General features: G+C 69.5%; 21 protein-coding genes. 15 read left to right on the top strand and 6 right to left on the bottom strand.

Annotated elements, in window-relative coordinates:
• Nucleotides 1–20 precede the first annotated feature (20 nt).
• From EV685_RS17310 to ppk1, 4 genes are all read left to right on the top strand, one after another.
• Nucleotides 21–329, top strand: coding sequence for a MocE family 2Fe-2S type ferredoxin (locus tag EV685_RS17310; protein WP_130483277.1), 309 nt, complete (start codon nucleotides 21–23; stop codon nucleotides 327–329).
• Nucleotides 330–364: 35 nt separating this feature from the next.
• A complete protein-coding gene (purU, locus tag EV685_RS17305) occupies nucleotides 365–1,213 on the top strand; it encodes a formyltetrahydrofolate deformylase (protein WP_130483276.1) in 849 nt (282 codons plus the stop codon).
• Between the two features lie 13 nt (nucleotides 1,214–1,226).
• Nucleotides 1,227–2,075, top strand: coding sequence for a bifunctional methylenetetrahydrofolate dehydrogenase/methenyltetrahydrofolate cyclohydrolase FolD (gene folD / locus EV685_RS17300; RefSeq protein WP_130483275.1), 849 nt, complete (start codon nucleotides 1,227–1,229; stop codon nucleotides 2,073–2,075).
• Between the two features lie 149 nt (nucleotides 2,076–2,224).
• Nucleotides 2,225–4,348, top strand: a complete 2,124-nt coding sequence (gene ppk1, locus EV685_RS17295; protein WP_130483274.1) for a polyphosphate kinase 1 — start codon at nucleotides 2,225–2,227, stop codon at nucleotides 4,346–4,348.
• A gap of 21 nt (nucleotides 4,349–4,369) precedes the next feature.
• Here the strand turns inward: ppk1 and EV685_RS17290 are convergent, their stop codons facing one another.
• The gene (locus EV685_RS17290) at nucleotides 4,370–4,651 is read right to left on the bottom strand and encodes a hypothetical protein (RefSeq protein ID WP_130483273.1); all 282 of its coding nucleotides are present in this window, start codon (nucleotides 4,649–4,651) and stop codon (nucleotides 4,370–4,372) included.
• Between the two features lie 198 nt (nucleotides 4,652–4,849).
• On the opposite strand from EV685_RS17290, the gene EV685_RS17285 reads away from it, so the two are divergent.
• Entirely contained in the window at nucleotides 4,850–5,467 is a 618-nt protein-coding gene (locus tag EV685_RS17285) for a GNAT family N-acetyltransferase (protein ID WP_130483272.1), read from the top strand.
• Nucleotides 5,468–5,484: 17 nt separating this feature from the next.
• Here EV685_RS17285 and EV685_RS17280 read toward each other — a convergent pair whose 3' ends face one another.
• A complete protein-coding gene (locus EV685_RS17280) occupies nucleotides 5,485–7,038 on the bottom strand; it encodes a Ppx/GppA phosphatase family protein (protein ID WP_130483271.1) in 1,554 nt (517 codons plus the stop codon).
• A 180-nt stretch (nucleotides 7,039–7,218) separates the two neighbouring features.
• On the opposite strand from EV685_RS17280, the gene EV685_RS17275 reads away from it, so the two are divergent.
• Complete coding sequence (locus tag EV685_RS17275) at nucleotides 7,219–8,361, top strand: M14 family zinc carboxypeptidase (protein ID WP_242615642.1); 1,143 nt, start codon at nucleotides 7,219–7,221, stop codon at nucleotides 8,359–8,361.
• Nucleotides 8,358–9,224: an alpha/beta fold hydrolase gene (locus EV685_RS17270; RefSeq protein ID WP_130483270.1), complete on the top strand. Its 867-nt coding sequence runs from the start codon at nucleotides 8,358–8,360 to the stop codon at nucleotides 9,222–9,224. Before EV685_RS17275 ends, EV685_RS17270 begins: the two co-directional genes overlap by 4 nt.
• On the opposite strand, the gene EV685_RS21265 is transcribed toward EV685_RS17270, so the two are convergent.
• Both EV685_RS21265 and EV685_RS17260 read right to left on the bottom strand, forming a co-directional pair.
• Nucleotides 9,166–9,777 (bottom strand): hypothetical protein, encoded by a 612-nt coding sequence (locus EV685_RS21265; protein WP_207224858.1) that lies wholly within the window; start codon nucleotides 9,775–9,777, stop codon nucleotides 9,166–9,168. The two genes, EV685_RS17270 and EV685_RS21265, sit on opposite strands and share 59 nt — an antisense overlap.
• A 62-nt stretch (nucleotides 9,778–9,839) precedes the next feature.
• On the bottom strand, nucleotides 9,840–10,916 hold the full coding sequence (locus tag EV685_RS17260) for a transporter (protein ID WP_130483269.1): 1,077 nt from the start codon (nucleotides 10,914–10,916) through the stop codon (nucleotides 9,840–9,842).
• Between the two features lie 116 nt (nucleotides 10,917–11,032).
• Here EV685_RS17260 and EV685_RS17255 point away from each other — a divergent pair, with 116 nt between their 5' ends.
• Nucleotides 11,033–11,980, top strand: a complete 948-nt coding sequence (locus EV685_RS17255) for a UDP-2,3-diacylglucosamine diphosphatase (protein WP_242615641.1) — start codon at nucleotides 11,033–11,035, stop codon at nucleotides 11,978–11,980.
• Nucleotides 11,981–11,995: 15 nt separating this feature from the next.
• Here the strand turns inward: EV685_RS17255 and gstA are convergent, their stop codons facing one another.
• Complete coding sequence (gene gstA / locus EV685_RS17250) at nucleotides 11,996–12,604, bottom strand: glutathione transferase GstA (protein ID WP_130483268.1); 609 nt, start codon at nucleotides 12,602–12,604, stop codon at nucleotides 11,996–11,998.
• Nucleotides 12,605–12,811: 207 nt separating this feature from the next.
• On the opposite strand from gstA, the gene EV685_RS17245 reads away from it, so the two are divergent.
• Together EV685_RS17245 and EV685_RS17240 are read left to right on the top strand one after the other, a co-directional pair.
• Nucleotides 12,812–14,212 (top strand): L-serine ammonia-lyase, encoded by a 1,401-nt coding sequence (locus EV685_RS17245; RefSeq protein ID WP_130483267.1) that lies wholly within the window; start codon nucleotides 12,812–12,814, stop codon nucleotides 14,210–14,212.
• 28 nt (nucleotides 14,213–14,240) lie between these two features.
• Nucleotides 14,241–14,867 carry an HD domain-containing protein gene (locus EV685_RS17240; RefSeq protein ID WP_130483266.1) on the top strand — a complete coding sequence of 209 codons (627 nt, stop codon included), beginning with the start codon at nucleotides 14,241–14,243 and terminating at the stop codon, nucleotides 14,865–14,867.
• An 84-nt stretch (nucleotides 14,868–14,951) separates the two neighbouring features.
• On the opposite strand, the gene EV685_RS21225 is transcribed toward EV685_RS17240, so the two are convergent.
• A complete protein-coding gene (locus EV685_RS21225) occupies nucleotides 14,952–16,748 on the bottom strand; it encodes a methyl-accepting chemotaxis protein (protein WP_130483265.1) in 1,797 nt (598 codons plus the stop codon).
• Between the two features lie 278 nt (nucleotides 16,749–17,026).
• Between EV685_RS21225 and EV685_RS17230 the strand changes: the two genes are divergently transcribed.
• The 5 genes from EV685_RS17230 (at nucleotide 17,027) to EV685_RS17210 (ending at nucleotide 22,650) form a co-directional block, all read left to right on the top strand.
• Nucleotides 17,027–17,806, top strand: coding sequence for an expansin EXLX1 family cellulose-binding protein (locus tag EV685_RS17230; RefSeq protein ID WP_242615640.1), 780 nt, complete (start codon nucleotides 17,027–17,029; stop codon nucleotides 17,804–17,806).
• A 201-nt stretch (nucleotides 17,807–18,007) separates the two neighbouring features.
• On the top strand, nucleotides 18,008–20,620 hold the full coding sequence (locus EV685_RS21220) for a bifunctional diguanylate cyclase/phosphodiesterase (protein WP_130483263.1): 2,613 nt from the start codon (nucleotides 18,008–18,010) through the stop codon (nucleotides 20,618–20,620).
• Between the two features lie 176 nt (nucleotides 20,621–20,796).
• Nucleotides 20,797–21,660, top strand: coding sequence for an AAA family ATPase (locus EV685_RS17220; RefSeq protein WP_130483262.1), 864 nt, complete (start codon nucleotides 20,797–20,799; stop codon nucleotides 21,658–21,660).
• A gap of 57 nt (nucleotides 21,661–21,717) precedes the next feature.
• Nucleotides 21,718–22,011 (top strand): hypothetical protein, encoded by a 294-nt coding sequence (locus EV685_RS20820; protein ID WP_207224857.1) that lies wholly within the window; start codon nucleotides 21,718–21,720, stop codon nucleotides 22,009–22,011.
• Between the two features lie 18 nt (nucleotides 22,012–22,029).
• Nucleotides 22,030–22,650 (top strand): GNAT family N-acetyltransferase, encoded by a 621-nt coding sequence (locus EV685_RS17210; protein ID WP_130483261.1) that lies wholly within the window; start codon nucleotides 22,030–22,032, stop codon nucleotides 22,648–22,650.
• Nucleotides 22,651–22,652: the final 2 nt, after the last annotated feature.

Raw genomic sequence — 22,652 nt, 5'->3', positions numbered from 1 at the left:
CGCCGCGAAAGGAAACCGCCATGTCCAACTGGATCCCCACCGTCTCCTTCGACGCCATCGACGACGAGGACGTCACCCGCTTCGACCACGCCGGCCGCACCTTCGCGATCTACCGCGTCGAAGACCGCGCCTATGCCAGCGACGGGCTGTGCACGCACGAGCGCGTCCACCTGTGCGACGGCCTGGTGATGGACCACGTCATCGAGTGCCCGAAGCACAACGGCCGCTTCGACATCCGCGATGGCCGCCCGCTCGGCGCACCGGTCTGCGTGGCGCTGAAGACCTATCCCACCAAGGTCGAGGACGGCGTCGTCCACATCGAGATCTGAGTCCCCCGAACCCGAGCCTGCCAAGGAACCCCGCCATGCGAGCCGCCTTCATCCTGACCCTGTCCTGCCCCGACAAGCCCGGCATCGTGCATGCCGTCTCTGGCACCTTGTTGCGCCACGGAGCCAACATCGAGGAAGCCGCCCAGCATCAGGACGTCCGCACCGGACAGTTCTTCATGCGCGTCCAGTTCAGCTGCGAGGCCGAGGCCAAGGAAGCCCTGACCACCGACCTGCACGCGATGGCTTCGGGCTGGTCCATGGGCATCGGCCTCTACGCGCACCACGCGCCGGTGCCCACCGTGATCCTGGTGAGCCAGCACGGCCATTGCCTCAACGACCTGCTGTTCCGCTGGAAGTCCGGCCTGCTGCCGATCGCGCCCAAGGCGATCGTCTCCAACCACCGCGACTTCTACCGCCTGGCGGCCAGCCACGACGTGCCCTTCCACCACATCCCAGTGACGGCGGCGACCAAGCCCGAGGCCGAAGCACGACAGCTGGAGATCATCGAGCGCGAGGGCGCCGAACTGGTCGTGCTGGCCCGCTACATGCAGGTGCTGTCGGACGACATGTGCCGCCAGCTCGCCGGCCGCGCGATCAACATCCACCACAGCTTCCTGCCCAGCTTCAAGGGCGCCAGGCCCTACTACCAAGCCCACGACCGGGGCGTGAAGCTGATCGGCGCGACCGCGCACTATGTGACCGCCGACCTCGACGAGGGCCCGATCATCGAGCAGGACGTCGCACGGGTGGATCACGCGATGAGCCCGGAGGACCTGACCGCCCGCGGCCGCGACACCGAAAGCCAGGTGCTGGCCCGCGCCGTCAAGTGGCACACCGAGCGGCGGGTGCTGCTCAACGGCCACAGCACGGTGGTCTTCAACTGAGGGCAGGCCTGCGATGACTGCCCAACTGATCGACGGCAACGCCCTTTCCCGCCAGCTCCGCGCCGATGTCGCGCAACGGGCCGCCGCCTTGGGCGCGCGTGGCATCACGCCCGGCCTGGCCGTGATCCTGGTCGGCGACAACCCGGCCAGCGCGGTCTATGTGCGCAACAAGGTCAAGGCCTGCGCCGAGAGCGGCCTGCATTCGGTGCTGGAGCGCCATGAGGCCTCGATGACCCAGGCCGAGCTGCTCGCACGCATCGATGCCCTGAACAAGGACCCGAGCATCCACGGCATCCTGGTCCAGCTGCCGTTGCCCGGACACATCGACGACCACGCGGTGATCGAGGCCATCGCGCCGGACAAGGACGTCGACGGCTTCCACGTCGCCAGCGCCGGCGCCCTGATGGTTGGCGAGCAGGGCTTCAAGGCCTGCACGCCCTATGGCTGCATGAAGATGCTCGAATCCATCGGCCGGAAAGACCTGCGCGGCCAGCATGCGGTGGTGATCGGCCGCAGCAACATCGTCGGCAAGCCCATGGCGATGATGCTGCTGGCCGCCAACGCCACCGTGACGGTCTGCCACAGCGGCACCGCCGACCTGGCCCACCACACCCGTGAGGCCGACATCGTGGTCGCGGCGGTGGGCAAGCGCAACGTGCTGACGGCCGACATGGTCAAGCCCGGCGCCGTCGTCATCGACGTCGGCATGAACCGCAACGACGAGGGCAAGCTCTGCGGTGACGTCAACTTCGAGGCCGTCAAGCACATCGCCGGCTGGATCACCCCGGTGCCCGGCGGCGTCGGCCCGATGACGATCACGATGCTGCTGGTCAACACGATCGAGGCGGCCGAGCGGGGCTGAGGGCGCTCAAGCGTCTCGTTCCCTTGTTCCCGCGTTCCGTCTTTGCCTCATCCGACACCGGCGCGGGATGACGCGGTGTCGGGCCCCAGGTCGGTGCGGTGCGGGTCCGTCGTCACACCTGCGTCATCGAATCGTCATACGCTGGCGGGATGAAGAGCTCGAAGACGATGACGATGACCGCCCATCAGGACGCCGCGCCGGATCTGCCAGGCGCCGCCAGCACCGCCGCCGCGCCACGCGCCTTGCTGCTCAACCGGGAGCGCTCCATCCTCGCCTTCAACCGGCGTGTGCTGGCCCAGGCGCGGCGCGCCGATGTGCCGCTGCTGGAGCGGCTGCGCTATGTCTGCATCGTGTCGTCCAACATGGACGAGTTCTTCGAGGTCCGCTTCGCCGACGCGATCGAGGCGGCGTCCGACTCGGACAGCGGCACGATCCATGGCGAGCTGGCGCGGGCTGCCGAAGAGGCCCATGCGCTGATCGACGAGCAGTACGCACTGTTCAACGACGAGCTGATGCCGGCGCTGGCGCGCGAGGGCATCGTGCTGCTCAACCACGCCGAGCGCAACGAGGCGCAGCGGGCCTGGGTGGCGCAGTACTTCCACCGAGAGGTGCAGCCGCTGCTGGTGCCGCTCGGGCTGGACCCGTCCCACCCCTTCCCCCAGGTGGCCAACAAGTCGCTGAACTTCATCGTGCAGCTCGGCGGCCTCGATGCCTACGGACGCGAGAACGGCATCGCCATCGTCAAGGTGCCGCGGGTGCTGCCGCGCATCATCCGTCTGCCCGACCGCATCAGCGAAGGCCAGCAGGCCTTTGTGCAGCTGACCAGCGTGATCCGCGCCCACCTGAGCGAGCTGTTTCCGAGCCGAACGGTCGAGGCGTTCTCGCAGTTCCGTGTCACCCGCGACTCGGACCTGGACGTCGACGAAGAAGAGGTCAAGAACCTGCGAACCGCCCTGCGCAGCGAACTGAGCGCACGCCACTACGGCGAGGCGATCCGCCTGGAAGTGGTGCGCAGCTGTCCGGAGGACCTGAGCCGGTTCCTGCTGGCGCAGTTCGATCTGCCCGAAGTGGCGCTCTACCGCGTCAACGGACCGGTCAACCTGGTGCGCATGAACACCATGATCGACCAGGTGCGCAGCAAGGCCCACCGCTTCAAGCCGCATGAGCCGTCGTGGCCGAAGTCCTTGCCACGCAACCGCTCGATCATCCAGAGCATCGCCGAACGCGACGTGCTGCTGCACCACCCCTTCGAGTCCTTCGAGCCGGTGGTGCAGTTCCTGCGCGAGGCGGTCGAGGACCCGAACGTGCTGGCCATCAAGCAGACCATCTACCGCACCGGCAGCGAGTCGGTGCTGATGGAGTTGCTGCTGGAGGCGGCGCGGCGCGGCAAGGAGGTGCTGGCCGTGGTCGAGCTCAAGGCCCGCTTCGACGAGGAAGCCAACATCAACTGGGCCGAGCGCCTCGAAGCCGTCGGCGCCCAGGTGGTCTACGGCATCGTGGGCCTGAAGACCCACGCCAAGCTGCTGCTGGTGACGCGCCGGCAAGGCCAGCGCATGGTCCGCCACGCCCACCTGTCGACCGGCAACTACAACCCCAAGACCGCGCGGCTCTACACCGACCTGGGCTACTTCACCAGCGACCCCGAGATCACCACCGACATCGAGGCGGTGTTCCAGCACCTCGCCAGCCTGAATCCCATGGCCGTCACGAAGCGGCTGCTGGTGGCGCCGACCTCCTTGCAGTCAGAGATGGTGGCCTTGTTGGAGAAGGTCGGCGAGGCCGCCCGCAAGGGCAAGACCGCCCGCGTGGTCGCCAAGTTCAATTCACTGACCGACCCGGTGCTGATCGACGCCCTCGTGCGCTGCGGCCAGGCCGGCGCCACCGTCGACCTGATCGTGCGCGGCGCCTGCATGCTGGCGCCAGGCGTGGCTGGCGTGACCGACCACATCCGGGTGCGCTCGGTCGTCGGCCGCTTCCTCGAACACAGCCGGGTCTTCCACTTCCGCTGGGGCGACGGGCCGACCCAGGAGGCGCTCTACCTCGGCAGCGCCGACTGGATGAGCCGCAACATGGAACGCCGCATCGAGGTCGCCTGGCCGGTGCGCGACCCGGAACTGCGCCAGCGTGTCATCGACGAAACCCTGGTGCCCTACCTGCACGACGACGTCGATGCCTGGACGCTGTCGAGCGACGGCAGCTACCAGCCGGTCAAAGACAGCGACGGCTCCGGTCGTCACAGCGCCCAGCGGGCGCTGGCGCACAAGCACCGCTGAGGGACCGCAGCAGCCGTCCTGTCAGGTCGTGGGATCGAGCGCGCCGATCGAGCCCCATTGCGACTCGGTCGGGGCGCCTTCGTCCGCCACCACCGCCTCGATCCAGCCTTGTGCCAGCAGCTCGTCGAGCGCGGCGAGCGCCTGCGTTTGTTCATCGCCTCTCACCAGCATCGCCAGCGGCGAATAGCCGTTGAAGCGCATCAGCAGGTGCTGCGCCAGCGTCGTCACACGTTCGGTGCGCAGCACCTGGACCTGACCGGACCGGGTGCGGGCAAAGACCTGTTCGAGGCGGTTTGGCGTCATCTGAACTCCTGTTCGAGGGAGGTTGGGATCGACTGACCCAGGCGGGTTCCGCAGGGAACCGAAGCGAGACAAATCTACGACACCGGCGCGCTTCTGTCGAGGCCGCCAACACCCTGTCATACGCCCATCGCAGACTCGTCACCGGCTGCGGCAGGTCCGGACGGTGAACCGGATGCCGGTCGGCCCGAGGACGCCGCGATGAAGAGCAAACCCCCCAACGGTCTGAACCTGGCCATCGGCGCAGCCGCGCGTGGCGCCATGCAGGTGATGCGCTCGCTGTCTCCCGGTGAACTGGTGGCCCTGCCCGGCAAGGGCCTGGACAAGCTGCGTGCGGCCAAGGCCGCGCGCCGGCGCGGTCATGCGCCCGACTGGCAGATGCGCTGCGCCAGCGTCGATGACCTGCCCCGGCTGCGCCAGTTGCAGGCCGCTGCGCTGGGCCGCGAGCCCATGGCCGAGGACGAGGCCGGCGCGCTCTGGCAAGGCCTGGTCGAGGCCGGTGGCCAGGTCTGGTTGCTCGAATCTGGCGCGGACCTCGCCGGTGCCGCCACGCTCTACCTCCTGCCCGGCCTGGGCCATGGCGGTCAGCCATTGGCCGTGCTGCAGGACCTGCTGGTCGACCCGGCGGCGCGCGATCGTGGCGTCGCCCGCCTGCTGATCACCGAACTGAGCCTGCGCGCCCAGGCCGTCGGCGCCCGTCGCCTGGCCCTCTCGGTCGAACCCGGAGAACGCAACGGCCGCGCCAGCCGGGAAGGCCGCGACTACATCGAGAAGCTGACGCCGGTGCGCCCGCCGGCCGGGGTGGGCGAACCGGCCTGAACAAGGCCGGGGTGGGCTCAGGCCACCAGCACCAGATCCAGATCGCCGACGCGGGCCCAGACTTGCTGCTCTTCGCGCAGCAGGTGCATGCAGCGCGGCTGGGCGCGGGACCAGTCGGGGTCAAGCGTCAAGGTGGCGATGCCTTCCTTGAGTTCGATCTGCGGAACCTCGATCAGCAGGTCGGCGCGGGCGTGGAAGAACAGCACGGCCAGACGCAGCGCAAGCACCTGGGCGGCGCGTTGCGGGTCGGCCAGCAGGACCTCGATCTTGCGCAGGCCGCCACGCTGGCCCAGCACCAGATCGGCCAGTCGGCGCTGCTGGCTTTGCGAGAAGCCGGGCGCGTCGATGTGGGCCAGCAGGTAGGCGCTGTGGCGGTGGTGGTCGTGGTGCGAGACGCTCATGCCGATCTCGTGCAGCGCCGCCGCCCAGGCCAGTTCCTGGCGGGCCTCGTGCGGCGGGCTGGGCACCATGCGGTCGTAGAGCGCCAGCGTCAGCTCGCGCACCCGCTGGGCCTGGCCGAGATCGGCCGCGAAGCGGCGCTGCAGCTCGCGCACGGTCTCGTCGCGCCACGTCGCGCCGTCATGGGCGCGCGACGCGGCGATGCGCTCGGACAGGTCGAAGATGACGCCCTGGCGCAGCGCGGCACGGGTCGGGCGGATCTCGTCGATGCCGAACTGGTTGAACAGCGCAGCGAGGATCGCGAGGCCGCCGGGCAGCACGGCGCGGCGCTCCTCGCGCAGGCCTTCGAGCTGCAGCAGTTGGACCGAGCTGGACCGCACGCAGGCCTTCATGCACCAGCGCAGGCCGGCCTCGGTGATGGTGCCGTCGCTCTGGCCGTTGGCTTCGAGCAGGTCGGCCACCGCGCCGGCCGTGCCCGACGAGCCCAGCACCTCCTTCCAGCGGAAGCGGGCGAAGGCCTGGGTGGCTTCCTCGAAGGCGGCACCGGCGGCGACCTGGGCCTCGCGGAATGCGGCCTCGGTGCAGCGGCCATCGCCGAAGTAGCGCTCAGACAGGCTGACGCTGCCGATCTGGAAGGACTCGGCCAGCCGCGCGGCTTCGCCCTCGCCGACGATCAGCTCGGTCGAACGCCCGCCGATGTCGATCACCAGCCGGGCGTGGGTGGCCGGCTCCAGGCGCGACACGCCGGTGTAGATCAGGCGGGCCTCCTCGCGGCCGGAGATGACCTCGATCGGGTAGCCCAGCACCTGCTCGGCCTGGAACAGGAACTCGTCGCGGTTGCTGGCCTCGCGCAGCGTCTGCGTGGCGACCGCGCGCAACTGCACCGCCGGCAGGCCGCCCAGTCGCTGGCGAAAGCGCGCCAGGCAGGCGAGCGCACGTTCGACCGCATCACGCGCCAGCCGGCCATCGGCACCCAGGCCACCGCCCAGTCGCACGGTTTCCTTGAGGTAGGCGATGCGGCGGTAGCCGCCATCGCGGATCTGGGCCAGTTCGAGCCGGAAGCTGTTGGAGCCCATGTCGATCGCAGCAAGCACGCCGCGCCACTGCTGGCCATGGGCTGGCGCGCTGCGCTCGGTCTCGGCCGGACGGACGTCGGGGATCACCTCAGGCATGGGCCACCTCGGCACGGTGGCGGGCGGCGACATCGGTCACGCGGACCGCGATGGCTATCGATCGCTTCATGGAATACGATGCATACGGTTTTTGACAGGCCCTTCGGCCGCGACGATGGCATCGTCTCACGACCCGAGGCCAACAGCCATCCGGCCCAAGGCCGACGGTAGCGAGCAACGATGACAAGTTCGTGGCATTCGACCTGGAAGCGCTGGACCTCCCCCGGGGGCTGGCCAAGGCCGGCCTTGTTGGCGGACGGTGGCGGCGGCCTGCCGCAAGCGCCGGCGGAATGGCGTGAACTGGAGGCCCTGATCGCGCTGGGTGGCGAGCGGCTCACCACCCACACGCTGGGCGAGGTCTGCTTCGATGACCCGTCCATGCCGGCCGCCGGGACTCAGCGCCTGCCGCTGCTGGCACTCAGCCTGGGCTGCGAGCGGCCCGACGCACCGGCGGTGGCCTTCTTCGGCGGCGTGCACGGGCTCGAACGCATCGGTGCCCAGGTCGTGCTGGCGCACCTGCGCAGCCTGCTGATGCGGCTGCGCTGGGACGAGGCCCTGCAGCGCCAGCTCGAAGGCCTGCGGCTGGTCTTCATGCCCATCGTCAATCCCGGTGGCCTGTGGCTGGGCAGCCGCTGCAACCCCGAGGGCATCGACCTGATGCGCAGCGCGCCGGTCGAGGCGATCGACCCGGTCGCGCCGCTGGTCGGCGGCCACCGGCTTGGCAGTTTCCTGCCCTGGTACCGCGGCAAGGCCGACGCGCCGATGCCGGTCGAGAGCGCCGCGCTGTGCACGCTGGTCGAGCAGGAACTGCTGGGCCGGCCCTTCGTGCTGTCACTGGACTGTCATTCCGGCTTCGGCCTGGACGACCGGCTGTGGTTCCCCTGGGCCGGCAGCCGCCAGCCCTATCCGCACCTGGCCGAGCTGCAGGCGCTGGGCGACATCCTCGACCAGAGCCTGCTGCACCACCGCTACCACTTCGAGCCGCAGAGTCGCCAGTACCTGACCCATGGCGACCTGTGGGACCACCTGGCGCAGCGCGCCGTGCAACGTCCGGGTGGCGGGGTCTTCCTGCCGCTGACGCTGGAGATGGGCTCCTGGCGCTGGGTGCGCAAGAACCCGCGCCAGCTGCTGCGCCGTGACGGCCTGTTCAACCCGCTGCTGGAACACCGCCGCGAACGGGTGTTGCGGCGTCACCTGGTCGGCCTGGACTTCATGACCCGCGCGGCCGCGAGCTGGCAGCACTGGATACCCGTCGGCGAGGCCGAACGTGCGGCCTTGCAGCAGCGTGCGCGGACACGCTGGTTTGACGCCGCTGGCCGGTGAGCGCCGTCCCCGTCTGGCTGCTGCTGCGTGGCCTGAGCCGCTCGGCGGCGCACTGGGGCGAGCTGCCGATGACCTGGCAGGCCGCGTTGCGGCGCGCGGTGCATCCGCAGGCCCGCGTGGTCTGTCTGGACCTGCCCGGCAACGGCCGGCGCTGGCGCGAGCGCAGCCCCGTCCGCGTCGAGGCCCTGGCCGATGACCTGCGCCAGCAGTGGCAGGCACTGAGGCCGACCTTGCACGACGACGCCGGTCAGCCGTTGGCCGATGTGGCGCTGCACCTGCTGGCGTTGTCGATGGGCGGCATGGTGGCGCTGGCCTGGGCGCGTCGCTGGCCTGACGAGCTGAGCCGCATCGTGCTGGTCAACAGCAGCCTGGGCGGCCTGGCGCCGCTGCACTGGCGCATGCGGCCATCGGCCTGGCCGACGCTGATCCGACTGCTGGCGCTGCCGGCGAGCGACCGGGCTTGCGAAGAGGCACTCTTCACGCTGACCAGCCAACGACCGGCGCTGCGCACGTCTGCGGTCAACGCCTGGATCACGCTGCGCCGCGCGGAACCCGTCAGCCGCGCCAACGTGCTGCGACAGCTGATCGCGGCGGCACGCTTTCGGCTGGGCGAGACGGCAGACTTGAGCGCCTCGCGTGTGCCGCTGCAGGTGATCTGCAGCGCGGCCGACGCGCTGGTCGACCCACGCAGTTCGCGGCGCCTGGCCGATGCGGCCGGAGCGCCGCTGCTGCGTCACCCGGACGCTGGCCACGACCTGGCGCTGGACGACCCGGCCTGGTTGATCGAGGCGCTGCTGGCGTCGATCAGGCCTTCGGGGCCGCCACACGACGCGCGGCCGGCTTGGCCGGCACCGCCTGCTTGACGACTTGGCCGGCGGCCTTCTTGCCGACCCGGACCACGGCCTGGGGCACCACTGCCTCGGCCTTGACCTCGGGCTTCAACTCGGCCTTCACCTCGGCCTTGACCTCGGCGGCCACCTTGGCCTTGACCGGCTTGGCGGACTTGGCGGGCTTTTCGGCTGATTCGGCCTTCACAGCCTTCACCGCCTTCTCGGGCTTGGCGACCTTCTCGACTTTCTCGGCCTTCAAGACCTTGTCCACTTTCGCGACCTTCGGCGCCTTGGCCGGCTTGGCGACCTCGGCGACCGGTGCGTCAACCTCGGCCTTGCTGCCCTTGGGCCGACCGGTCTTCAGCGGCGGCACGGCCTGCACGGCGGCCAGCAGCACGTCGTCGGCCATGGCCACAAGCGCGGCGACGCCGGCTCGCAGCAGCTCGCTCTTCTTGACCGGATGGCCCAGCGCCAGCGCGCGGCGCTTGAGCGCGTCGAGCTGGGCGTATTCCTGCTCGGGCATGGTGTAGCTGTCGCGCACCAGGGCGATCTTGGCGTCCGGGGCTGCGGCGGGGGTGTTGCTCATGTCGATCTCCAAGGAACGGTATAAACCGTATAAACAGTATATTCCGTTCGATGGAGACCCCGTCAACGGTCGTCGTCGCGACGCCGGATGACGGTGATGAGGCCGGCCAGCACGGTCAGGCCGAGGATCAGGCCGACGATGACCCAGAAGCCGTGGTCGTTGCCGGCCAGCGGGATGCCCCCGACGTTCATGCCCAGCAGGCCGGCGATGATGTTGATGGGCAGTGCCAGCACGGTCACGATGGTCAGCACGAACAGGCTGCGGCTGGTTTCCTCGCTGATGCGCGCGGCGACCTCTTCCTGCAGCAGCTTGACGCGTTCTTGCAGCGCCACCATGTCGCGCAGCACGACCGAGAACTCCTCGGTGGCGTCGCGCAGGTCCTGCGTGTCGCGCCCGTCCATCCAGGTCGGCGGGTGCTGCAGCAGGCGGAACAGCGCCGCCGGTTCGGGCAGCAGCAGGCGTTGCAGCCGCACCAGCAGGCGCCGCAGCGCGCCAAGACGGGCGCGCTTGTGGTCAAGCCGGCCGGCCAGGAAGCGGTCCTCGATGTCGTCGACCCGGGCGGTGATCTGGCGCACCAGATCGACCAGCATGTCGGCCTGATGGCGCAGCAACTGGGCCAGCAGGTCGGGGCTGGATCGCACCGGCTCGCCGCCCCGCACGGCGCGGCGCAGCTGATCGATCGAGCGCAGCGGCTTGCGCCGGCCGGTGACGATCAGCCGGCGTTCCAGGCAGATCAGCAGCGTGGCGGTGTCCGAGGGCTCGAAGCCGAAGTCGAACTGCAGGTCGTTGACGACCGCCAGCAGCACATCGTCGACACGTTCAAGGCGGGTCGAGTTCAGGCCGCCACGCAGGCTGTCGTAGAAGGCATCGGGCAGACCGGCATGTGCCACGAGCCAGGGCTGGGCCTGGTTGTGGGCGAAGTTGAAGTGCAGCCAGAGCAGACCGGGCGACGGCGCGTCGTCATCGAGCGTTGCGGTCGCGCTCAGCCAGTGCGCCGCCTCGCGGGCGTCGATGGGCACGCCGGCCGCACCCTGCCAGTCCTCGTCATCGGCCGGACCGGGTTGGAAGCGGTAAGCGCAGATCAGGCCGGCATCGTCGGCGGCGGGGTTCAGGCCGGAGGCTTCGGGCAGGGGCAGCATGGCCGGGATTGTCGTGCTGGCCGGTCTTGCGGGCACAGCGTCGCCCCCCTGCCACGTCATCAAACCGTCACCGCGACATCAAGCCGGCGTCACGCGCGCGGCCGAGGATGTCCCGCATGACGCCGACCCACACCCCCCTGATGCGCACGTCACTGCCCACGGCCCTGACCGGGGGCACCCTGCCCGCAGGTCATCCGGCAGGCTGGGGCGGTTTCCTGCCCCCGGATGAACCCGCCGGCCACGACGGCACGGACGGGTCGGACGGACTGCCCGAGCGCGCACGCCGCCTGAAGGTGCGCAGCGTCTTCATCTCGGACGTTCACCTGGGCACGCCCGGCTGCCAGGCCGATGCGCTGCTGGACTTCCTGCGGTGCGTGCAGTGCGAGCGGCTCTACCTGGTCGGCGACATCGTCGACGGCTGGCAGCTGCGGCGGCGCTGGTACTGGCCGCAGGCCCACAACGACGTGGTGCAGAAGCTGCTGCGGCGGGTCCGCAAGGGCTCACAGGTGATCTTCGTGCCGGGCAACCACGACGAGTTCGCGCGGCGCTACATCGGTCATCACTTCGGTGGCATCGAGGTGGTCGAGGACTGCATCCACCGCACCGCCGACGGCCGCCAGTTCTGGGTCACGCACGGTGACCTGTTCGACGGCGTGGTGCAGTGCGCGCGCTGGCTGGCGCTGGTCGGCGATCGGCTCTACGAGGCCGCCCTCAAGCTCAACCGCCACCTCAACTCGCTGCGGGCGCGCATGGGGCTGCCCTACTGGTCGCTGTCGCGCTACCTCAAGCTCAAGGTCAAGCGCGCGGTGAGCTTCATCGGCGACTTCGAGACCGCGGTCGCCCGCGAGGCCCGCAGGCGCGGTGTCGACGGCGTGATCTGCGGCCACATCCACCATGCCGAGCTGCGCGAGATCGACGGCGTGGTCTACGCCAACGACGGCGACTGGGTCGAGAGCCTGACGGCGCTGGTCGAACACGCCGACGGCCGGCTGGAGATCATCGACTGGTCGGAGGAACTGCGCCAGCGGGCCACCCGTCCGGCCACCGCACTGGCGGCGGCCTGAACGGGCGGCATCGGCTTACTTCAGCAGGCCTTCGGCCTTGAGGGCCGCCTGCACCGCCGGCCGGGCGGCCATGCGCGCACGCAGCGCGCCAAGGTTGGCCAGACCCGAGATGTCGACGCCGACGTACTGGCCCCAGCCCGACACCACGAACAGGTAGATGTCGGCCACGCTGTAGCCCGAGGCCATGAGGTAGTCACGGCCGGCCAGCTGCTGGTCGACCCAGGCGAGGCGATCGGACAGGCGCGCACGCGCCATGGTCTTGAACTCGTCGGGCGTGCCCGGCGTGAACAGCGGCGAAAAACCCTTGTGCAGTTCGCTGGTGATGAAGTTCAGCCACTCCATCAGCTGGTAGCGCTCGAAGGTGCCGGCCGCCGGGGCCAGCTGGGCGGCCGGGGCCAGGTCGGCGATGTACTGGACGATGGCCGGGCCTTCGGTCAGTCGCGCGCCGTTGTCGAGTTCCAGCACGGGCACCTGACCCTTGGGGTTGATCGCCAGGAAGTCGCTGCCATCGGCGAGCTTCTTGGTCTTGGTGCTGGCCAGCACGGCCTCGAAGGACAGGCCGGCTTCGTGCAGGGCGATGTGGGGCGACAGCGAGCAGGCACCGGGGCTGTAATAGAGCTTCATGCAGGATCTCCTGAGGGGTTCTTGACGACAACGACGACGCACGGACCGGACCGCAGAAGGCTCGGTCGCGTGCGACGGGTGCACACGCTACACGTTCCGCAGGCCGGCGTCAGCGCTGCGACCTTTGCCGCAGCGTTCAAACGGCTGCAACGCAGGCGCCCTGCCGACATGCCAGCAAGGCGGGCCCACCCCAGCGATCATCGGACCATGGCCATCAGCGTCTTCGACCTCTTCAAGATCGGCATCGGGCCGAGCAGCTCCCACACCGTCGGGCCGATGCGGGCCGCGCGGATGTTCGTCGAGCGGCTTGCCGCCGACGGCCTGCTGGTGGCGGTCGCCCGCATCGAGTGCCGGCTCTACGGCTCGCTGGGTGCCACCGGCAAGGGCCACGGCAGCGACAAGGCCGTCCTGCTGGGCCTGATGGGCGAGCGGCCCGAGCAGGTCGAGATCGACACCATCCCGGCCCGGCTGGCCCAGGTCCGCAGCGCCGGCCAGTTGAGCCTGGCGGGCGGCCACACCATCGCCTTCGACGAGGCCGCCGACCTGCTGTTCCTGCGCCGCGAGCAGCTGCCGCTGCACACCAACGGCATGCGCCTGAGCGCGTGGGACGCCCAGGGCTCGGCGCTGGCCAGCCGCGTCTACTACTCGGTCGGGGGTGGCTTTGTGGTCAGCGACACGCTGGCGGCCGATGGCGAACGCCACGCCACCATCGCACCCGACACCACCGTGCTGCCACTGCCCTTCCACAGCGGCGCCGAGTTGCTGGCGCAGTGCCGCACCCACGGCCTGTCGATCGCCGCACTGATGCGCCGCAACGAGCGCCACTGGCGCGATGACGCCGCGATCGACGCCGGCCTGCTGCAGATCTGGCAGGTCATGCAGGCCTGCGTGCAGCGCGGCTGCGCCACCGAAGGCGTGCTGCCCGGCGGCTTCAAGGTCAGACGCCGTGCCGCCGAATGGCACCGCAAGCTGCTGGCCCACCCGGAAGCCGCCCTGCGTGACCCGCTGCAGGTGCTGGACTGGGTCAACCTCTACGCGCTGGCGGTCAACGAGGAAAACGCTGCGGGCGGCCGGGTCGTGACCGCGCCGACGAACGGCGCGGCCGGCATCGTGCCGGCCGTCCTGCACTACCACGTGCGCTTCATGCCGGGCACGCACGGCGCCAGTGACGCCAGCGTGATCGACTTCCTGCTGACCGCCGCCGCGATCGGCATCCTCTACAAGGAAAACGCCAGCATCAGCGGCGCCGAGGTCGGCTGTCAGGGGGAGGTCGGCGTGGCCTGCTCGATGGCCGCAGCCGCCTTGTGCGCGGTGATGGGCGGCACGCCCGAGCAGGTCGAAAACGCCGCCGAGATCGGCATGGAGCACCACCTCGGCCTGACCTGCGACCCGGTCGGCGGGCTGGTGCAGATCCCTTGCATCGAGCGCAACGCGATCGCCTCGGTGCAGGCGATCAATGCCGCGCGCATGGCGCTGCGCGGCGATGGCACCCACCACGTCAGCCTCGACAAGGTCATCAAGACCATGCGCGAAACCGGCGCAGACATGATGAGCAAGTACAAGGAAACCGCCCGTGGCGGGCTCGCGGTCAACATCGTCGAATGCTGAACCGCCCACGCCAGAACCGCACGAGATGATGAACGACACCGATCTGCAAGGCTGCCTGGCCTTCATCCGCGAGGCCGAGCGCCTCAAGAGCGTGCTGCGCAGCGCGCACACCTCCACCGGGCGGCACGAGAGCACGGCCGAGCACACCTGGCGCCTGTGCCTGATGGCGATGGTGTTCGCGCCCCATCTGCATGCCGAAGGCGAGCCGCCGCTGGACCTGGCGCGGGTGCTGCAGCTGTGTGTGATCCACGACCTGGGCGAGGCGATCTCCGGCGACATCCCGGCGGTCGAGCAAGCGCAGGTGCCCGACAAGTCCGCGCGCGAGCGGGCTGACCTGCTGACGCTGATGGCGCCGCTGCCCGAGGACGTGCGCGAGCGCTACCTGGCGCTTTGGGAAGACTATGAACACGCCCGCACGCCCGAGGCCCGGGTGGTCAAGGCGCTGGACAAGCTCGAGACCATCCTGCAGCACAACCAGGGCGCCAATCCGGCCTCGTTCGACTACGCCTTCAACCTGGTCTACGGTGCCAAGGTCACCCGCGGGCATCCGCTGATCGAGCGCATCCGCGCGGCGGTCGATGCCGACACACGTCGCCATGCGCTGGAACGGGGTCAGATCGACGGCTCGATCACCGCACCGGCCGGTCCGGCCTGAGCGACGACCCCGGCGAGCAACACGACAACGCCGTCCTTGTCGTCGTCACCGCAACGACCGCATCGCCTCAGCAGCTCAACGCCGTCAGAAGGTTTCCCAGCTGTCGTCGACACCGGCCGATGCGGTGGCCGCGGCCGGCGCTGGCGCTGGCGGGGTCGACTCGACCGCCGGGGCCTTGCGCGCTGCCGCAGCCTTGGCGGGCGCGGGTGATCTGGCGGGTGACTTGACGGCCGGCCGCAAGACCGGCGTCGCATGGGCCTTCGCGGCTGCCGACGCAGGTGCTGACGCGTGTGCCGACGCGGTCACATGTTCCGCCCCTGCGCCATGGCCGCCGAGCTGGAACACCGACACCGTCTGCACCAGCGCCTGGGCCTGGGACTTCAGGCTCTCGGCCGCTGCCGCGCTTTCCTCGACCAGCGCGGCGTTCTGCTGCGTGACCTGGTCCATCTGCGTGACGGCCTGGCCAACCTGGCTGACACCGCTGCTCTGCTCGCTGGAGGCAGCGCTGATCTCGGCCACGATGTCGGTGACGCGGCGGATCGCGCCGACGATCTCGTCCATGGTCTGACCGGCCTGGTCGACCAGTGAGGTGCCCTGCTCGACCTGTTCGACGCTGGCGGTGATCAGCGACTTGATCTCGCGCGCCGCACCGGCGCTGCGCTGAGCCAGCGTGCGGACCTCGGCGGCCACGACGGCAAAGCCACGGCCCTGCTCGCCCGCGCGGGCGGCTTCCACCGCCGCATTGAGCGCCAGGATGTTGGTCTGGAAGGCGATGCCGTCGATGACCGAGATGATGTCGGCGATCTTCTTGGAGCTGTCGTTGATCGACTTCATCGTGTCGACCACCCGACCGACCACCTCGCCGCCCCGGCCGGCGACATCGGAAGCGCCCTGCGCCAGCTGGTTGGCCTGACGGGCGTTGTCGGCGTTGCTGCGCACCGTCGTGCCAAGTTCTTCCATGGTGGCTGCGGTCTGCTGCAGCGCGCTGGCCTGTTGCTCGGTGCGCTGGCTCAGGTCGGCATTGCCCTGGGCGATCTGCGAGCTGGCGGTGGCCACGCTTTCGGCATTGCCCCGCACGGTGGCGACGACGCCGCTGAGCGAGGCCTGCATGCGCGCCAGACCGGCCATCACGCTGTGCTGGTCGCCCGCACGGACGCGGATGCTGCGGCTGAGGTCCGAGTTGGCCACGGCATGCAGCGCATCGGCCACCTCGGCCGGCTCGGCGCCCAGTTCGTCGACGACACCGCGCACCACCAGCGTGGCCAGCACGCCGGCCGTCAGCAGCGACACCAGCGCGGCGCCGATCAGCAGGTTGCGGGCGAAGGCATAGGCGGCGAGCGCCTCGGCGTATTGCTCCTGGTTGCGCGCTTCCTGGAAAGCGAGGTTCTCGGAAATCGCCTCCTGCCAGCGCTGGGTCGACTTGCCACCCTCGTTGAGCAGCAGGTTGATGGCCTCGCCCACATCCGCCTTGATGGCCAGGTCGATGATCTTGTCGTTGAGCGGGCGGGCGACGGCGCGGGCATCGTCGATCGCCTGGCGCTTGGCCACGCCTTCCGCGGACGCCGGCATGGCCGCCAGCGCGTCGTGGGCCTGGTCATAGCGCGCCCGGGCGGCGTGGATCTTCTGGCGTTCCAGACCGCGCTTGAACGGGTCGTAGAGCAACATCATCGAACGCATGCCACGGTCGACCACGCCGACCGCTTCGGTCATCTGGGCGTTCAGCGACAGCTTGACGTTGTTGTCCTTGACGATGTCGTCGAGGTTGGCCTGGATCGCCCGCAGTTGGAAGAGCGCCAGGGCGCTGGCCACGATCGACATCAGCACGATCGTGCCGAAGGCAAGGAACAGTCGCGTCGACAGTCGGAGGTTGGTGCGTTTCACGGTTCGTGTCCGGTATGTAAGTGTTGCGAGGATCGACGTGGCGCCGACCCGGCATCCGGCGACGTGAGCAGGTCGCTGATCAGGATCGTAGGAAGGGGACCCGCAGCGCCAACGCCGGAACAGCGCGGCCTTGTGGGCCCAGTTCCGCACCGCAGCCCGATACAGCCGTGAACGCCTGCGCTGGCGGGCGTTGCCAAGATGCCGCAACCGTCTGCACCGGCCGCGCGGCCACGCCCAAAATGAACAAGCCCGTCCCACACCTTCTGCCGAGTCCGACCGTGATCGCCCTGCCCTTCCTCGCCGCCCGTGGTGCAGGTCTGTTGTGTGCCCTGGCGTTGGTCGCCTGTGGCGGCAACAACGGAGGGGGCGGAGGAGGCAGTGGCGGTGGCAGCGGCGTCGGCGGTGGCGACGGTGGCGCTGGTGATGGCGCAGCATTCCCGCTCAGCGTCACGTTCCAAGGCGACGGCACCTTCTACGACTACAGCGCCGGCGCGGTTGCCAACCCCGACACCGCCGGCGCCTGCAGCCTGGGCGCCGTCAACGACCGGATGATTGCGGCGATGAACGCTGCGGACTACGCCGGCAGCGCGGCCTGCGGGGCCCAACTGGTGGTGCGCGGCCCGAACGGTTCGGTCACCGTGCGGGTCGTCGACAAGTGTCCCGAATGCGCCCCGGGCGACGTCGACCTGAGCGCCGAGGCCTTCGAACGCATCGCCGCCCCGATCGACGGGCGCGTGGACGTGAGCTGGCAGGCCGAACCGGCCAGCGTCGCCGGCCCGGTCAGCTACCGCTACAAGGAAGGCAGCAGCCGCTTCTGGACGGCGATCCAGGTGCGCAACCACCGCCTGCCGATCGCGAAGCTGGAGATCCGCCCGGTCGGCTCAACCGGCTGGGTGACGGTCGGCCGCACCGACTACAACTACTTCGTGCATGCGCAGACGGTGCCGGACGGCGCGCTGGAGGTGCGCGTCACCGCCAGCGACGGCTCGACGCTGCAGGACACGCTGCCGGCGCCGCAGGGCGGCCTGTCCGTCAGCGGTCGCGGCCAGTTCCCCTGAGCGGGTCGAGAAAGACGCACGGCTCAGGGTGTTCCTGGACGCAGATCAAGTTCGCAAGGGCCGGCAAGCAGGCACCATCGCGCCTTCGCTTGGCGGATCTTGCCGAGCCGTGCCGCGAGCCTTCCCGCGAGTCATCAGCGTTCAATCTGCAACGTGTCCAACGCCTCGCTCACCCGACAAACCCTCGACACCCCGCCCACCGTGCCTCCCGCCACGACCTTGTCCCCGGCCCGCTGGGTGCCGGCCGCCTGGCGTCCCTGGCTGTCGGCGCTGCTGGCCACGCTGGCAGTCGGCCTGTTGCTGGCGATGGTCGACCGCACCGAACGCGCCCACCTGGAACACGATCAACGCGCCATGGTGCTGGAGCGCCTGTCGCTGGTGCGGGTCCGGCTGGAGAGCCATCTCAACGAGGTCATCGCCTCGGCGCGCAGCCTGGCGCTGGTCTATGCCACCCGGCCCGACTTCAGCGAGGACGAGTTCGTGGCCATGGCGCGGGTCGCCTCGGAGGGCCGGACCAGCCTGGTCAACATCGGCCTGATCCGCGGCACGGTGCTGCGCCATGTGCATCCGCTGCCCGGCAGTGAAAAAGCGATCGGCCTGGACATCCGCAAGACACCGTCGATGTGGCCGGCCTTCCAGCGCATGATGGCCACGCGGGCCACCATCATTGCGGGCCCGGTGGCGCTGGTGCAGGGCGGCACCGGGATCATCGTGCGCATCCCCGTTCACCGCCTCGGTCCGCCCGACACACCCGGCCTGGGCGACTTCCTCGGCGCGATCAGCATCCCGCTCGACGCCGAGAAGGTCTTTGCCGAATCGGGCCTGCCCGAGTTGGAAGAAGAGTTCGTGGTGGCGCTGCGCGGTCGCGACGGCCAGGGCGCTCGGGGCGATGTCTTCATGGGCCTGCCGTCAACCTTCGACCAGGCGCTGGCGCAGCAGGAGATCGTGCTGCCGGGCGGCGCGTGGCAGATCGCCGCCTACCCGCGCGACGAAGGGCTGCCGGCCAGCGTCCAGCGGCTGCGTCTGGTCGGCGTGCTGATGTGCGCCATGGCCGGTCTGCTGGCCTTCAACCTGACACGCCAGGCGCAGCGCCGGGCCGAATCCGATGCCCGCTTGAATGCCGCCAACCTGCGTCTGCAGACCGTGCTGCAGACCATCCCCGACCTGATGTTCGAGATGGACAGCGACGGCCGCTACCTCGACATCTGGCCGGGCCGGGATGCCGACCTGCTGGCGTTCCGGCGCGAGGACCTGATCGGCCGCACCGTGGACCAGATGCTGCCGCCCGAAGCGGTCACCCAGGTGATGCTGACCTTGGCCGAGGCGAAGGCGTCCGGCAGCGCGCGGGGTCGGCGGATCACGCTGACGCTGCCTCATGGCGAGTCCCATTTCGAGCTGTCGGCGGCCGTCAACGACGACCCGGTCGCCCCGCGCTTTGTGCTGATGTCGCGCGACGTGACCCACCGCCAGCAGGTCGAGCAGGAGATCGAGCGGCTGGCCTTCCACGACCCGCTGACCGGCCTGCCCAATCGCCGCTTGCTGACCGACCGCCTGCACCATGCGCTGTCGGCCTGCGCCCGCAACCACCGGCGCGCGGCCTTGCTGTTCATCGACCTGGACAACTTCAAGAGCCTCAACGACACCCAAGGCCATGACGTCGGCGACCTGCTGCTGGTCGAGGTGGCGCGGCGGCTGACGGGCATCGTGCGCGAGATCGACACCGTCGCGCGCCTGGGCGGCGACGAGTTCGTCGTGCTGATCGAGGATCTGGAGCCCTCGGGCGACAACGCCGCTGCCGCTGCTCGCGGCGTCGGCGAGAAGATCGGCGCGGCGGTCGCCCAGCCTCACGCCCTGCGCGACGTCGTGCATGTGGCGACCTGCAGCGTCGGCATCCGCGTGTTCGAACACGGCGCACGGGTCGAGGACCTGCTCAAGCACGCCGACACGGCGATGTACGCGGCCAAGACCGCCGGACGCAACACGGTGCGTTTCTTCGATCCGGCGATGGAGGCTGCCCTGCAGCACCGCAGCCAGACCGAGTCGGGCCTGCGCCTGGCCCTGCAGCGCCATGAGTTCGACCTGCACGCCCAGATCCAGGTCGACACCCAGGACCGGCCGATCGGCGCCGAGGTCCTGCTGCGCTGGCACCACCCCGAACGGGGATTGGTGGGACCGGCCGAGTTCATCGGCCTGGCCGAGGATGTCGGCCTGATCGTGCCCATCGGCCGCTGGGTGCTCGAACGCGCCGCCGCGCAGCTCCGGTCCTGGCAGGGCCGGCCCGTGCTGGGACGGCTGTCGCTGGCCGTCAACGTGAGCCCGCGCCAGTTGCACGAACCCGGCTTTGTCGAGATGGTCCGGCAGATCGTCGCCGATCACGGCATCGATCCGGCGCTGCTCAAGCTGGAGATCACCGAGAGCGCGGTGCTCGATGACGTGGATCAGGTCGTCGCGCTGATGCAGTCGCTCGGCCTGTCGGGCGTGCGCTTCTCGATGGACGACTTCGGCACCGGCTACTCGTCGCTGCAATACCTCAAGCGCCTGCCGCTGTCGCAGCTCAAGATCGACCGCTCCTTCGTGCGTGACCTGGCCAGCGACCACAACGATCAGGCCATCGTGCGCACGATCATCGCCATGGCCCACACCATGAACCTGGACGTGATCGCCGAAGGCGTCGAGACGACCTTGCAGCGCAGCCTGCTGACGGCCGCCGGCTGTTCGCGCTTCCAGGGCTACCTGATCGGCCGCCCGGTGCCGATGCCCGAGTTCGAGGCGCTCGTCGACCGGCTGGGACAGACGGCCACCCCGATGGCCTGATCGGCTTGTGTAGGGGTTTGTGTAGGGGTTTGTGTAGGGGCTTGTGCAAGGGCTGTGGCCCGGCCCGGGCGACGCATCCAGGCCGCCGGACCCCGTCGATATACTGGCCCGCCGCCTCTGCAGCACGCCTGCACAGGCCCTGCAGCGCCCCACCGAACGACCCTCGCGGAAGCCCCATGACCGTCCCCAAGTTCACCGGTTCGGACCAGTACGTCGCCACGCCCGACCTGATGCTCGCGGTCAACGCCGCGATCACGCTGCAGCGTCCGCTGCTGATCAAGGGCGAGCCCGGCACCGGCAAGACCATGCTGGCCGAGGAGGTCGCCCGGGCCCTGGACATGCCGCTGCTGCAGTGGCACATCAAGAGCACCACCAAGGCCCAGCAGGGCCTCTATGAATACGACGCGGTGAGCCGCCTGCGCGACTCGCAGCTGGCCCAGGGCAGCGATTCGGAGCGGGTCAAGGACATCCGCAACTACATCGTCAAGGGCACGCTCTGGCAGGCCTTCGCGGCCGAGCGCCCGGTGGCCCTGCTGATCGACGAGATCGACAAGGCCGACATCGAGTTCCCCAACGACCTGCTGCGCGAACTCGACCGCATGGAGTTCCATGTCTACGAGACCCGCGAGCTGATCAAGGCCAAGCACCGGCCGCTGCTGTTCATCACCAGCAACAACGAGAAGGAACTGCCCGACGCCTTCCTGCGCCGCTGCTTCTTCCACTACATCAAGTTCCCGGAAGCCGACACGATGCGCCGCATCGTCGACGTGCATTTCCCGACCCTCAAGCAGGACCTGCTGGCCGCCGCGCTGAAGAACTTTTACGACGTGCGCAACCTGCCCGGCCTGAAGAAGAAGCCCAGCACCAGCGAGCTGATCGACTGGCTCAAGCTGCTGGTCGCCGAGGACATCCCCGCCGCTGCGCTGCACAGCGGCGACGACAAGGTCCAGATTCCGCCGCTGGTGGGCGCGCTGCTGAAGAACGAACAGGACCTGACGCTGTTCGAGAAGCTCGTGTTCATGCAAAGCCGCAACCGCTGACCCGAACACCCGAACACCCGAACCAAGAACCAAGAACCAAGAGCCGAGAACAACACGATGGACACACAGATCAAGAACGCATTGGGTGAAGGCCTGGTCGATGCGCTGGGCTTCGTCGGCGGCGCTCTGGCCGGCGGCCTGCTGGCCCGCTGGCTGGGCTTCGACTTCCTGACCAACACGACCTGGGACGCCAAGGCCATGGGCGGCATCGCGCTGGTCGGCCTGGGCGCCGGACTGGGCAAGGCGGCGGCGCGCAAGCTGCTCAAGCGCGAGACGGTGGCTGACGCGGCCGCACCGGCCAGCAAGGCGTCCGCCAAGTCCGCCAAGGCGGGCAAGACCGGCAAGCGCTGAACAGCGGATCGCATCCCCATGAGCACCCTGCCGTCGACGACGCCGGCCTGGCCCGAGCACACCGCCCTGCGCGGCCAGCGTGTCTCGCTGGTGCCGCTGTCGCTTGACCATGGCCCGGCACTGGCCGACGAGGTCCGCGCTGCCGGGCTGGAGCGGCTCTGGTACACGGTCGTGCCCTCGGCCGAGACCATGGACCGCGAGATCACGCGCCGGCTTGGCCTGCAAGCCAGCGGCTCGATGCGGCCCTACACCGTGCTGGACGCCGATGGCCGCCCGGCCGGCATGAGCACCTACATGAACATCGACGCAGTGCAGCGCCGGGTCGAGATCGGGTCGACCTGGCTGGCGCCCCGGGTGCAGCGCAGCGGCCTGAACACCGAGGCCAAGTGGCTGATGCTGCGGCATGCCTTCGAGACGCTCGGCTGCATCGCCGTCGAGTTCCGCACCCACCGGCTCAACCAGCAGAGCCGCCGCGCCATCGAGCGCCTGGGTGCCCAGCTCGACGGCATCCTGCGCCACCACCAGCGCAGCGCCGATGGCCTGCTGCGCGACACCTGCGTCTACAGCATCGTCGCGCCCGAGTGGCCGACCATCGACACGCACCTGCGCTGGCTGATGGAACGCCCGCGAACGGCCTGAGC

The sequence above is a fragment of the Sphaerotilus mobilis genome (assembly GCF_004216565.1).
GTDB classification, from domain to species: Bacteria; Pseudomonadota; Gammaproteobacteria; order Burkholderiales; family Burkholderiaceae_C; genus Sphaerotilus; species Sphaerotilus mobilis.
This window is presented reverse-complemented; position numbering and strand designations above follow the sequence as displayed.